This window comes from Flavitalea plasmicola, assembly GCF_030546645.1.
Taxonomy (GTDB): Bacteria; Bacteroidota; Bacteroidia; order Chitinophagales; family Chitinophagaceae; genus Puia.
This window is the reverse complement of record NZ_JAUOTO010000001.1, coordinates 48079-61596: the sequence shown is the minus strand read 5'-3', so window position 1 is coordinate 61596 and position 13518 is coordinate 48079. Positions and strand designations below refer to the sequence as shown.

Below are 13518 nucleotides of genomic sequence, written 5' to 3'. Positions count from 1 at the left end.
CTACGGCTTTTTCTTCTTCATATAAGGTTGCAGGTATTGAGAGAGAAATAGCTTTTTGGAGTCGTGATAGCTGCTGACGGCTCCAATGATCTTCAGGAATTTGATATAATACCAGGCCAGGTCCAGCTGATAGTTCAGGAAACCGCTGCGGGCGCTTGATGGAAAGAGATGGTGATTGTTATGCCACTCACCGGCAACATACCCAGGCCACAGCTGATTGATGGAAAGATCGTCCTTATTAAAGTCGACGCCTTCCTTGTGCTTGTCTTTCCCCTTGCCATGCCCTTCATAATTGAAGGTCCGAACCCCTATGGCCCAGAAGCCGGCGGCCCCGAATAATGCGAAGACCAGCGGCGCACCTCCCAACAGGTAAAATGCCACGCCCCAAAAGGCCCAGTTAAGGATCCATCCACCCAATGACCAGCCTGGCCTGGCAACAGACCCCCATTTTTGATATTGCCGGTACGTGTTCGGCCTGACACCGGAATGTCCCATCATCCGTACCACACGGGCATATTCGTCTTCGGTTAAAAATCCTGAAATGGTCTGGTGGTTGACATCTGCGAGAAAACAATATAAAAATCCGGCACCCGCATTATAAGGGTCTCCGGGTTGGTCCGACTTGGCATGATGAACGTGATGGGAAATGACATAGATTTCCTCCGGGATCATATTGATGGTCATGTTTCGGGTGATAAACCGCCAGAACTTGTTCCTGAACGTATATGCGCCATGCGTGCAATACCGGTGATACCAGATAGTCCCGTGCGTGCCCATGACCACCATGCTGTAAATAAAAGCAATCCCCAGCAGGTGAAAGTTGAAATATTGCAGCAAAAAGATAAAGAGGCAGGGGATGAGCAGCAGCACCTTGATCCAGTTGAAGAAGCCCAGCCAGTTCTTTTTAGTCCTGAAAATGTTCAGTCGAAACCAGCACTCTTTTAATATCTGGCGGGAAGTGGGGATGACCAGACGCCCTTCCAGGTCGCACCATCCATAGGATGGCACCTGCAGTACATAGTCCATCAGGTTCGCCTTTTTTGCATGCATGCAACCTGGGTCGGCCGATGTGTGATATTGATGCATAATTGTGGGGATACCCAAAGTTAACAGATCCCCTTTCGCATTTGTGTTACATCATTCTGCACAAACGTTATACAATTCACACATTCTACCTGCTTAAAGGCAATACAATTTTAAATATCGACCCTTCATTTTCCTTTGCTTTAGCCGATATTTCACCATGATGATTATCTATGATCTTTTTACACAACGCCAGTCCAATGCCCGTCCCCTTATATTTCTCCTGACTATGCAGCCTGTGGAAAACCAGGAATATCTGCTCCTCCATTTTTTGTTTAAACCCTATCCCATTGTCTTTTATGGCTATTTCACAGTATGAGAACTGCGGGTTCAGGCTGGCATATTTCGCAGCCTCTCCGATCTTGAGTATTTTCGAAGTGATCGTAATGACCGGAGCTATTCCCTGTCTGGAAAATTTAATAGCATTACTGAGCAAATTGTAAAACAGCTGATTCATCTGCAAGGGGATCGCGTCGATGACAGGCAAGGGTTGCCGTTTGATAACCACTCCTTTTTCAGCAATGAGCAGATCGAAATCGGCTATCACATGGCTTAAGATCTGATCAAGGTCCGTATGTTCAAAAGCGGCATCGCTATTAAGCAGCTGTGAGAAATTGAGCAGCTCTTTAATAAGGCTGGACATACGTTCGGCAGAAGCGTTGATCTTCGTCACCAGTATTTTCACCGGGTCCGGCAATTCGGTGAAATATTTATCCTGAAGCGTGGTTGAAAATGTCCTGATCTTCCGGAGGGGCTCTTGCAGATCATGCGACGCGATGTATGCAAATTGGGCCAGGTTCTCATTTGAATGTTGGAGCTCACTATTTGCCTCGTGCAGCGAAAATGTTCTCTCCAGCACCTTTTTCTCCATTTCTGCAGCCAGCGCTTTGTCCTCTTTATTTTTCTTCCACCTATCGGTGACATCTTCAATGGCTATCAGTATTGACTGCTGCTCACTGGGATCCCTTACGATCTGGATGGCATTCAACAACATAATACGCTCGCCAAGTATAGGGAAATTGGCCGCCACTTCATAATCAACAATACTGCCCCCTTGCGGAAGGACCTTTTCCAGCTTTTTTTTCAATTCGGGCTTATTCCATTGCTTCTTACCTAATTCAAACAGGAGCTTCCCCTCAGTGTCTTCTTCTTTGACCTGGAATTTTTCATAGAATGCCCTGTTGGCGCTTCTTACTTTCAATTCCTTATTCAGGATGATCAACGGCTCGCTGATAGTGGTAACGATGGACTCCGCATACAGGCGGGAAAGGTTCAGCTGCTCATTACGGTCAAATAGTTCCTGGTTCACGATGATCAGTTCCTCGTTACTGGTTTGGACCTCTTCCTTTGAGGTCTCCAATTCTTCATTCAGGCTTTGCAGCTCTTCACTCCCTGAAAGAAGCTCCTCGTTGGCGCTTTGCAATTCTTCATTGGCGGCTTCCTGATCCTCGGTAACACTTCGCATGTCCTCTCTCGTCTGGGCCAGTTCCCTTTGCAACAGCTTATTTCGGGTTATCGCTTTATCGAGCTTTGCATCCGGCGTACCCAGATCTTTATTCCCCGTCTTTGGCTCCCCGGTGCTGTCGCCTGGCGCCGATGTATCTCTGAAAAGCACCAGGAAGTAGGGTTCAATCGTCTCAGGCAAAGGGATGACCTCGATGGTCACCAGGTGTTCCCTGCCTGCAAACTGTAAAGGAATATTTTCCTTTACCACTTCCTCTTTGCTCTTTTTTGCCTTATGCAGAGCATTACGTAATTCAAAGGCCAGACCTTCGCGCGCCATTTTCAACAGGTGTGAGCTGGGTTTGCCCGGAGAGGGTTCCAACCACATGCCTGTCGCCCCACGAAATTGAACGATCTCCATTTCTTCGTTGACGATCACGCCGGGCGGCACATACTTAGACAATAACACCTCATCCCCGCTTTTCTGATAGTCATTTTTGTTGCCATCGCTCTTAAAAACCATACTGTCGCCGGCTTTAAAAGTCCCATTATTTCGATCAGCCAGCACATGTAAAAAATTCCCTTTGACGGCTTTCCGCGTATAAAATTTATTTGTCTTATCAAAATCATTGTATAGCTCCGCCGCCTGACCGGAGGTTTCCGACTTTCCCAGGACCAAAAACCCACTTTCTTTGAGCGAATAATGAAAGGTCGTCAGCGCTTTTTTTTGCAGGAAGGGCTCCAGGTAGATCAATGAATTCCGGCAGCTGATGAGGTCAATTTTTGCAAATGGCGGATCTTTAAGGTAATTATGACGGGCGAATACACACGCATCCCTGATCGTTTTATTAAGCCGGAAATTACCATCCGTCCTGGTAAAGAATTGTTGCACGCGATCGGCGGAAAGGCCATTCATCTCTTTACTCGTATAGATCCCGCTCCTAGCCTTGGAGATAGCCGTCTCGGAAATGTCAGTTGCAAACAGCTGCATTTTCAAATTGGATGCGTTAACCGTCACGTATTCCTGAAAGCACATGACCATTGAGTACGCCTCCTCGCCGGTGGAACAACCGGCTATCCAAATGCGCAACGGTTCATTTTCCTTCCGGTCCTTTAAAAGTGCAGGAAATACCGTTTCGCTCAAACTTTCGAAAATCTTAGGATCGCGAAAAAATTGCGTGACGGGAATAAGCAGGTCCTGGTATAAAATATCCTGCTCCGCTGTATTCTCCTGCAAAAAAGCCAGGTATTCGGCAATACTTCCTTTCATGCTCAGGGCTATCCGCCGGTTGATACGCCTGCGGATCGTAGTTTGCTTGTAATAGGTGAAATCTACGCCCCTCCTGATACGCAGCAGGGTAATAATTTGCTTAAAGCCATTTTCCTGTGCTTGTTCAGCATTTCCATCCGTGCCAATGGGGTTGGCCTTGAAACTATCATTTAATAGTAGTAATTGGCCTGGGATCTTTTCAGGCGGCAATATGAAATCTACTACTCCTGCGTCAATGGCGCTTTGGGGCATTCCGTCATAGCCTGCGGATTGCTGTTCCTGCGCGAAAGTAATGCCCCCGTGGTCCTTAATTGCTTTAAGCCCCAGGGTGCCGTCTGTTGCGGTTCCTGACAGCACAACGCCAATGGCGTGGCTTTGGTGAACCTCGGCTAACGAGGTGAAGAAGACATCGATGGGCAGGTTCCTATGGCCTTTCGGAAGGCGGGCGCTAAGCTGGAGAACCCCGTCCGTGGCAGTCAATAACTTATTGGATGGAATGATATATATATGGTCCGGCACTACGTGTATATTGTCCGTTATTTCCTGCACCGGTATTTTAGTAACCCTCTGCAGCAGGTCGGCTAAAATACTTTCATGGGCGGGATCCAAATGTTGCACCAGGATGTAGGCCATACCTGAATCTTCCGGGATCGCCTTCAATAATTTTTTGAAGGCTTCCAACCCGCCGGCTGAAGCGCCGATGCCCACCACCGGAAAGAGGTTGGAGGAAAGGATCTTTACCTTGTCTTTATTTGATTTGGTCATAACAATAAATTCTTAGTACTACAACTATCCAGATCTTCGGGTAAGGAAATAAGTGCTGTCAAACCAGGCCAATGGAAAAACAATTATCAGTAGAAGAGACCAGATAGTGAAGAAGTGAAAACGTCCTTGTTTATTCCAGACGATACGTAAGATAAACAAAAATCGGCGAAGTCGCCTTAAAAGGTTACCTTACATACCTCTCTTAGCCTAATTGGCTTAAGGATTTAACCTTTGATACATCCCAAAACATATTTCATTGTCGATGATGACGCCGATGATCAGCAATTTCTGATCGAAGCGCTGGTGAAGAACGATCCATCGTGCCGATGTTTTACCGCTTCTGATGGACAAGAGGCGATTACTCATTTAAGATCCGCGATTACCCCCATTCCTGACGTGATCTTTTTAGACCTGAATATGCCGCTTATGAACGGCAGGGAATGTCTCGCTGCATTAAAAAAATCTCCCTTCTTTCAGCATATTCCCGTCATCATCTATTCCACTACTTCAAATAAAACAGAGATACAGTACATTATAGAGCAGGGAGCCGCTTATTTCCTGATCAAAAAGCCTGGCTTTCAACAACTGCGCGAAGAAATATCTTCGATCCCGGCGATGACAAATCCTGACCTGAATAAGAGGCTTGCAGGATCAAGATGAAAGACTGAGCCGTTGGCGGGATCTATTGAGCCATCGGCCCGGCAGGTCAGGCGATAGATTCGTAACTTATAGCAAAATCTGATCCATGGCGCGTAACGAGCGGAATGAGCATACCCTGGTAGTAAGCCTTAGGATACTTAACCAAATAGGTGCATCGATACTTTCCGAATTTACGATTGAACAAATGATCGATACTGTTTACGAGCATGTGAATAAGCTGATGGATGCTTACTCTTTTGCAATAGGCATATACAATCCCCTGACAGAACATATCGAATATTCCGGTGTGCGGGAAGATAACCGGAAATTGCCCGACTTTTCTATCTACGCCCATAGCCCTGAACGATTTTCGTCCTGGGTATTTTCTCATAGATCAGAACTGCTGATCAACGACTATGAAAAGGAATATCCCTTGTACCTGCCCCATACTATTACGCCAATGCATGGGATCAACCCGGCTTCGTTGATGTATGTGCCCCTACTGATCAATAATGACATAGTCGGCCTGCTTTCCGTAAGAACCGGGAGAAAGAATGCCTATGGGCCACAATCTTTGGAGATTTTGAAAACGCTTGCCGTATTTATCGCCAAGGCCTTAGAAAATGTCCGGGCCCGAAGCGGCACGAATAAAACCGTCCAAAGGCTACCCGCACGTTATCTGTTAGATCCGATTTCGGCCAGGGAGCTTGAAGTCCTGGCTTTGTTAGCAAAAGGTTGGCCTAACCGGGCCATATCGGACCGGCTTTTTATTTCTCCCAGCACCGTAAAGACACATACCCTGAATATCTATCATAAGTTGGAAGTGGGTAATCGGACAGCGGCTATCGTGAAAGCAAAGGCATACGGATTGATCGATTAAAATCCACCATTTGGTGGAGTTGCCGGAGGGATACTGCCTGTAATTTTGGTCTATCAATACACCAACAATGAAGAAAATAATGTCCATCGCTCTGCTGGTCGCATCCATGTCAGCCTGCAAAAAGAACCATTCCCAACCCGACAATTACGAAGTTAACAGTGCCACTTCAAGTATTCAGTGGAAAGGGTCGGCCACGGACCATTTCCATGTGGGGTCATTCGACCTTACCGGAAATCTGACAGCCGTGGGGACGACTGTTTCAGGTGGGGACTTTACCATTCCAATTTCATCAATAGCGGATGACGATCTTCCAGAGCCTGCAAAGCAAAAATTATTGGACGATCTTAAAAGCGCGAATTTCTTTAACCTTGTCGTGTACCCCCAGAGTAAATTTCATATTACAGCCGTTGTACCCTATACGGGTGGCGACACCATTGCCATCCCTGGCGCTAATTATCTGGTGACAGGCGATTTCACCATGATCGGGGAGACGCATTCGCAATCCTTCCCTGCTATGATCACTGTCACCGGTGACAGCATAATGACAGAAGCTGTATTTAAACTGGACCGTACCAAATGGGGAATGAATATCTATACTGATCCGTCACAGGCACTCTACATCTATCCCGGCGTTGACATCAGCCTGCACGTCCGGGCGGGTAAGATAAAATAAAGCGGGAAGAGCCGATGTCTATATAATGGCAATATTTTGTCGCGATCCACCCCCAAGTTGTCGTTTTCGCACCGCGTAAAATCCTGAAATGCACTCTATTTTCGTATTGAAGATAAAATTAAAAAATAATTCAATAACGTTTTATGAAAAGAGTATTGAAAGGATCTAATGTTTCCAAGCCGGTGTTAATAATTGCCATGCTTTTTTTCGCCGTATTTCAGTCCAGGGGGCAACAAAGTAACCCTTCCGGCAGCGGCTACGTACCTGTCAATGGCATTAAAGTCTATTACGAAGTATATGGTGAGGGAAGGCCCATCGTTCTGCTGCATGGGGCTTTTTACACCATTGAGATGAACTGGGGGAAATTAATACCCGAGCTGTCAAAAACAAGGAAGGTAATTGCCATTGAATTGCAGGGGCATGGGCATACTCCGTTATCAGACAGAAAATTAGACTTTGCTACCCTGGCAAGTGATGTGGAAGGAGTAATGGATCATTTAAAAATTGACAGTGCGGATGTTGCAGGATATAGCATGGGTGGCTCCGTGGCTTACCAGCTGGCCATTAAAAGCCCCAAACGCGTAACAAAATTAGTGATCATTTCTTCTACTTACAAAAGTAGTGGTTGGATGCCCGAAGTAACGAATGCGTTTAAAAATTTGAAGCCTGAATTTTTAACGAATACGCCTATGAAGGCGGCATACGATGCAGTAGCGCCTGACAAAACAAAATGGACGAAGTTCTTAGAACAGATGATTGCTTTTGCCGGGGTACCCTTCAACATGGGCGAAACCAATATTGCTAAAATCACTTCGCCTGTATTACTGATCTCGGGCGACAATGACGGCCTGGATAAAGTGGAGTTGATAAAAACGTATCAACTATTGGGAGGAGCTGTATGCGCTGATTTTGGAGCAATGCCAAAATCGCAATTGGCCATTGTTCCTTCGCAGGGGCATGTCAGCCTGATGATGCAGACGAAAACAATCTTAGGTTACCTGGATGGTTTTTTGAAGTAAACAAAATTGTATCCGGCATATCGAAAATCTTAAGAATCCGGAGGGTGCTGACATTCAGGTTTGGGGCAGTGGTAAGCTCATTCAACTAATGAATTGATTGCTTTTGTGAATTTGTGCAGACAGGGGGGATTACCTCGCTCCGCTCGGTGATCCCTTAAGTGGAGGGCTTCAGCCCGATATGAATAGTGCCGCACTGCGTGCGCCATTTTTCATCCCCTCCCGCTTGGACGAGCTTGCCCTCTAAACATTCAAACTTCATTCGGACATAAACAATTCCTGAAAGTCCGCTCGCCCCGCGTCCGGGAATAAAAAATGCCCTCGTCTTTGACGAGGGCACTATTCATATCGGGCTGGCGGAGAGGGAGGGATTCGAACCCTCGATACAAGTTTAAGCTCGTATAACGGTTTAGCAAACCGGCCCTTTCGGCCACTCAGGCACCTCTCCGGGACTTTATCCACCTTCCTTTGAAGGGGAGGCAAAAATAAAGATTAATTCGCTATGCACCCAAATTGACACTCACTTTTTTATAATCCCCTCGCTCCTCACCGTATACAAACCCCTCAAAGCCAGTTAATCACCCATATCCATCCGGTCAGGCCGCCCCAGCCCAAAACCACCTCCATACCGGCAGCCCGGTCAGGCCATCTGGCCGGCGGTCGATCCGCATAGCGTCCCGAAGACGGACACCCCCATTCCCATATCCGGACAACTCCCTCCCAAAAGACGTCCCAAAGCAAAAAACCCGCCTGGAAATCCAAGACGGGCTCATGTTGGTATAGAACAATAAATTATTACGGCAAAACTGGTCAGATGGGGTGGAACCGTGACAGGTTACATGGCAGCTAACTGCACCTTCTGCTGCAACTCCATCACATTCTCGCGGAACAGGCTGTCGGTATCCATCAGATCCTTTACGGTCTGACAGGAATGGATCACCGTGGTGTGATCGCGACCGCCAAAATGTTCGCCAATCGTCTTGAGGGAGTTCTTCGTGAAAGCTTTCGCGAGGTACATAGTGATCTGTCTCGCCTGCACGATCTCGCGCTTACGGGTCTTCTGCAGCAGTTTATCGTACGACACATCGAAGTATTCGCATACCATACGCTGTATAGTTTCGATAGTGATCTCTTTACTGCTAGTTTTCACGAAATTACGGAGCACTTTTTTGGCCAATTCAAGGTCGATTTCCCTCTTATTGAGCGAAGATTGTGCCAAAAGTGATATAAGTGCGCCCTCCAGCTCACGTACATTACTATTGATATTGTATGCTAAGTACTTTACTACCTCTTTCGGCATGTCCAGGCCGTCATTCTTCATCTTCCTTTCCAGGATATCGATACGCGTCTCATAATCAGGCACCTGCAGATCTGCGCTCAAGCCCCAGCGGAATCGGCTAAGCAGTCTCTCCTGCAGGCCGTCCAGGTCCTTCGGCGGCTTGTCCGAAGAAAGGATCAGCTGCTTGCCCGACTGATGCAAATGATTGAAGATGGCAAAGAAGGCATCCTGCGATTTCTCTGCCCGGTTGAAGAACTGGACATCATCTATAATAAGGACATCCACCAACTGATAGAAATGTATGAAATCATTGATCGCATTGTTGCGGCTATGATCCATGAATTGATTGATGAACTTCTCGCTGCTGACATAAAGGACCACCTTATTCTGGTGGAGACGCTTCACCTCGTTGCCGATGGCCTGTGCAAGGTGCGTCTTACCCAAACCAACCCCACCATATATAACCAAGGGATTGAAAGAATTGGCCCCGGGTTTTTCCGCCACTGTCTTGCCGGCCCGGCGGGCGACCCGGTTGCAATCTCCTTCGATGAAAGAATCAAAGGTATACACAGGGTTCAACTGTGCATCGATCTGCATCTTCTTCAGCCCGGGGATGACGAAGGGATTCTTGACGGGATTATTTATGATAAGAGGAAAATCCATTTCGTTGTTGGAAAAAGTTTTGTAGCCATGTGCCGGCACATCCATCGTGAGGGGTTTGTTCTGATGATTTCCACTGTCTACCATGATCCGATATTCCAACATCGCGTCCTTCCCTAAAATGCGCCGTAAAGTCTTTGCTAATAAATTTACATAGTGTTCTTCTAAATATTCGTAAAAAAACTGACTCGGCACCTGGATCACCAAAATGTTGCTCTTCAACTCCACGGGCTTGATCGGCTCAAACCATGTTTTATAATGCTGCCACTCTACAATGTCCTTGATAATCTCCAAGCAATTGCTCCATACTTTTTCGAACGACTTTGCCATTTGTACAGTAACCAATTTTTATGCCGATTTAAGAATTGTAATTTGAAAAAATTTTATTGGAACCGGATTTTAAAAAGTTGCGCAGGGCGGCGAATATCAAAACTTTTCATGAAATAAAAAATTTTTTATTCACTTCTTTTTTTTGGTTCGAATACAGTTTGAACTTAACAGGAACTTTACGTTTGATTTTCAACAAAACTCATGTCCAGCCTAACTATGATTACTTCCGATTAAAGATAATATCCATACATTTTTGAGAACCTCTTAATCTTAACAACACCCCCTTTATAAGACTTATTCACATCTCCTGCAACAGGGATCAAGACACAATACCTCGTTTAAGAAGCAACAGGCGACAGTAGTGGGATTCAGCGTACAGCAGCAGACCCTGCCGGAATTGATTAAACTTACTTTGTATGAAGAAGGATAGAATGAGCTTCGATGGCGACGAACCTTTCTTCATATACGTAGAGTTTATTTTGAACGAAGTAGTTGAAGATACAAATTATTTGATTGCCTTTTTCAATCCTGGAATTTTTTTTGAAAAATAAACATCTCATTTTACACCGCATTTACGAAACTTGCTGCGAAACTTTTCCAACGGTTGGGATGGCTTTTTTATCGCTGAGGCCAGTGGGTATTGTGTATCTCTAACAGACAGAGTGAATTGCATTACCTTTGTCAACTTAGGCCACTGCCTCACTATGCAAAAAACCCTCCAGATAAAATTACTTCCCTCGGAAGCCGCAAACGAGGAAGCCATCCGGGATTATGCCGCGCAAGCCATCGGTTGTCCCATCGGGGCCATCTCCGGCTTCCATCTCGTGAAACGATCTATCGACGCCCGAAGCAAGCAGCCTCATATTATCCTCACGATCCATGTATTTGTCGAAGAGCCCTACCAAAAGAGATCATTTATTCCCCTGCACTTTCCCGATGTATCCAACGCAGAAAAAAAAGTCGTCATCATCGGCGCAGGTCCCGCCGGATTATTCGCGGCATTCCGGCTCATCGAAAAAGGTATCCAGCCCATCCTGCTGGAAAGAGGAAAAGATGTCCGATCGCGTAGACGAGACCTCGCATCTTTAAATAAAGAAGGAATTATCAACCCTGAAAGTAACTATTGTTTTGGCGAAGGCGGCGCTGGCACCTACAGCGATGGGAAATTATATACCCGCAGCAACAAACGTGGAGACATTCACCGCATCCTGAACCTTCTTGTCCAGTTCGGCGCAGAAGAAAATATCCTGATCGACGCACACCCCCATATTGGCACCAATAAACTTCCACAGATCATCCAATCCATGCGACAACAAATTGTCGACTGTGGAGGACTATTCCTATTCGAAAAAAAAGTTGTAGATTTTGTACTACAAAAAGATCGTGTAAAACACGTTGTTACTTCCGACGGCACTTCCTTCGACGCAGATGCCTTCATCCTCGCCACAGGACATTCGGCCCGGGATATCTTTTTACTCCTTCATGAAAAGAAGATCCTCATCGAAGCCAAACCTTTCGCCCTGGGTGTCCGCATCGAACACCCGCAACAATTGATCGACCGGATACAATACCACAGCCAAAGCCCCTTCCTTCCGCCCGCCAGCTACAACCTCGTTCAACAGGTGGATCATGGCGGCGTCTTCTCCTTCTGCATGTGCCCGGGAGGCATCATCGCGCCCGCCGCAACAGCGGCAGAAGAACTGGTGGTAAATGGGTGGTCCCCATCCAAACGGAATAATCCCTACGCCAACTCCGGTATTGTCGTCAGCGTGGAAGAAAAAGACCTCGCCCCCTTTCGGCAACATGGCCCACTGGCAGGTATGTACTTTCAGCAAAGCGTGGAACGTAAGGCCTTCCAGCAAGGAGGCGGTAAATTCGTAGCGCCGGCACAACGCATGGCCGACTTTGTGGCAGGAAAATTATCCGCGAGCCTCCCCGATTGCTCCTATGTTCCGGGTATCCATTCGGCATCCATGAGACAGGTGCTCCCCTCCTTTATATATGACAGCCTCCGGAAAGCCTTCCCCCTCTTCGGACAAAAAATGAAAGGTTATTTTACCAACGAAGCCGTCCTGGTCGCCACCGAATCCAGGACCTCCTCTCCCGTCAGGGTCCCCCGTGACGCAAACACACTCCAACACCCGCAGATAAGCAACCTCTATCCCTGTGGGGAAGGCGCCGGTTATGCCGGCGGCATCGTCAGCGCAGCGATGGATGGTGAGCGCGTGGCGCAAGCGATAATAGCTGCAAGCCGGATATAGCCTCAAGCTGATAGCTACAAGCTACAAGCCGGATATATATAAGCATTGACGCCTAAATAGACCTAGCTTGAAGCTTGAAGCTTGTCGCTTGCAGCTTAAAGCTCACTCCCACCCCTCATAACGCCGCGCCAGCAGCAGCTGCTTTTCAATCAGTTTGTTCTTACGGTAAGCCTTCGACTCCATCCGGCAGTTTTTCTTATCCTTCCTGCTAAAGGACGCCGCCAACAGCGCATCCAGGTCAGGCCGGCCCGCATCCATCCAGGCCGTATACCAAAAATCCGCTATCTGATCCGCCGAACGCAACAGCTGATCGTTGACCATCGTCCCCAGTCTGGCTCCATAAACCTTCGCAAAAGCCGTCGTATAAACCTTCATATCCTTCCCATAGCGATGCACCATCCGGTACTTCACCGTGTCCGGCGTCTCCTTTGAAGCCTCCCGCTCCTGCTCGAACAGCTGCTGCAATTGCATATGCGCATGCCGCACGGACGCCCAGATCGCCGCAGCGGGATCGGAAAGATATTGCGCCTTGTGCCCGTCCCTCAACCTATAGCCATCCATCAATTGATCCGGCACGGTGCTCTCCCATAAGGCATGTATGCCTTTTTGACCGCTTAGCTGCCCGTCATAATTCCATGATGTGTGCAAGGGCACATTGGCATCCCCGATGTAGTGGCTCAGATCGATGGCATAAAAAAGAATACTGTCCCGGTCGCCCTTGCGGAACGCTTCGGTCAGCTGCTTTTGCACAGCCATCACCACATATGGCACATAGCCGTATTTATGTAAAGTGTCCAGCGAATATTTTTGAATAGCTGCCGGCTCGTCAAGGGGCATCTTCCAGCCAGCCGAATCACCATATGCCTCCAGGTCGATGAAATGACGGGGAAATTCCGTTCTGTCCGTATTTCGCCGCACATCCGGACGAACAGACTGACTGACAATGGAATCCCTGTTCTTCCAGAAAAAAACTTTCATGGGCGCCGGCAGCTGGTAAATGGCCAATTGCCCCACTGTCCGGTGAACCAGGAAACCCCAGCTGCTGAAAGATATTATCAATAATGCACCGGCGATTACGGAAAAAAATGGTAGCTTTTGCCGACGAACCCTCATAAATAAAATTTTCCCGAAATTCCAATAAAACATCCGTACACGCAACTTCCGGGACACCAATTAATTTTTTTGTAATAATCCGGGAAGATTTTGCGACTAACGATAA

9 protein-coding genes and 1 tRNA gene are annotated in these 13518 nt (G+C 47.2%); 5 read left to right on the top strand and 5 right to left on the bottom strand.

What is annotated here, in order from left to right; all coding sequences use genetic code 11:
* Window positions 1-1086: a fatty acid desaturase gene (locus Q4E93_RS00190; protein ID WP_303581960.1), complete on the bottom strand. Its 1086-nt coding sequence runs from the start codon at window positions 1084-1086 to the stop codon at window positions 1-3.
* Window positions 1087-1171: 85 nt separating this feature from the next.
* Complete coding sequence (locus tag Q4E93_RS00185) at window positions 1172-4561, bottom strand: chemotaxis protein CheB (RefSeq protein WP_303581959.1); 3390 nt, start codon at window positions 4559-4561, stop codon at window positions 1172-1174.
* Window positions 4562-4792: 231 nt separating this feature from the next.
* On the opposite strand from Q4E93_RS00185, the gene Q4E93_RS00180 reads away from it, so the two are divergent.
* The 4 genes from Q4E93_RS00180 to Q4E93_RS00165 all read left to right on the top strand — a co-directional run bounded on the left by Q4E93_RS00180 (window position 4793) and on the right by Q4E93_RS00165 (window position 7772).
* Window positions 4793-5221 (top strand): response regulator, encoded by a 429-nt coding sequence (locus Q4E93_RS00180; protein WP_303581957.1) that lies wholly within the window; start codon window positions 4793-4795, stop codon window positions 5219-5221.
* 85 nt (window positions 5222-5306) lie between these two features.
* Window positions 5307-6080, top strand: coding sequence for a LuxR C-terminal-related transcriptional regulator (locus tag Q4E93_RS00175; protein ID WP_303581955.1), 774 nt, complete (start codon window positions 5307-5309; stop codon window positions 6078-6080).
* Window positions 6081-6147: 67 nt separating this feature from the next.
* Window positions 6148-6753 (top strand): YceI family protein, encoded by a 606-nt coding sequence (locus Q4E93_RS00170; RefSeq protein ID WP_303581953.1) that lies wholly within the window; start codon window positions 6148-6150, stop codon window positions 6751-6753.
* A gap of 143 nt (window positions 6754-6896) precedes the next feature.
* Window positions 6897-7772 (top strand): alpha/beta fold hydrolase, encoded by an 876-nt coding sequence (locus Q4E93_RS00165; protein ID WP_303581951.1) that lies wholly within the window; start codon window positions 6897-6899, stop codon window positions 7770-7772.
* 351 nt (window positions 7773-8123) lie between these two features.
* On the opposite strand, the gene Q4E93_RS00160 is transcribed toward Q4E93_RS00165, so the two are convergent.
* Together Q4E93_RS00160 and dnaA are read right to left on the bottom strand one after the other, a co-directional pair.
* Window positions 8124-8217, bottom strand: a tRNA-Ser gene (locus tag Q4E93_RS00160).
* Between the two features lie 387 nt (window positions 8218-8604).
* On the bottom strand, window positions 8605-10038 hold the full coding sequence (gene dnaA / locus Q4E93_RS00155) for a chromosomal replication initiator protein DnaA (protein WP_303581949.1): 1434 nt from the start codon (window positions 10036-10038) through the stop codon (window positions 8605-8607).
* Window positions 10039-10742: 704 nt separating this feature from the next.
* On the opposite strand from dnaA, the gene Q4E93_RS00150 reads away from it, so the two are divergent.
* Entirely contained in the window at window positions 10743-12299 is a 1557-nt protein-coding gene (locus Q4E93_RS00150; RefSeq protein WP_303581947.1) for an NAD(P)/FAD-dependent oxidoreductase, read from the top strand.
* Between the two features lie 102 nt (window positions 12300-12401).
* Here Q4E93_RS00150 and Q4E93_RS00145 read toward each other — a convergent pair whose 3' ends face one another.
* A complete protein-coding gene (locus tag Q4E93_RS00145; RefSeq protein WP_303581946.1) occupies window positions 12402-13412 on the bottom strand; it encodes a zinc dependent phospholipase C family protein in 1011 nt (336 codons plus the stop codon).
* Window positions 13413-13518: the final 106 nt, after the last annotated feature.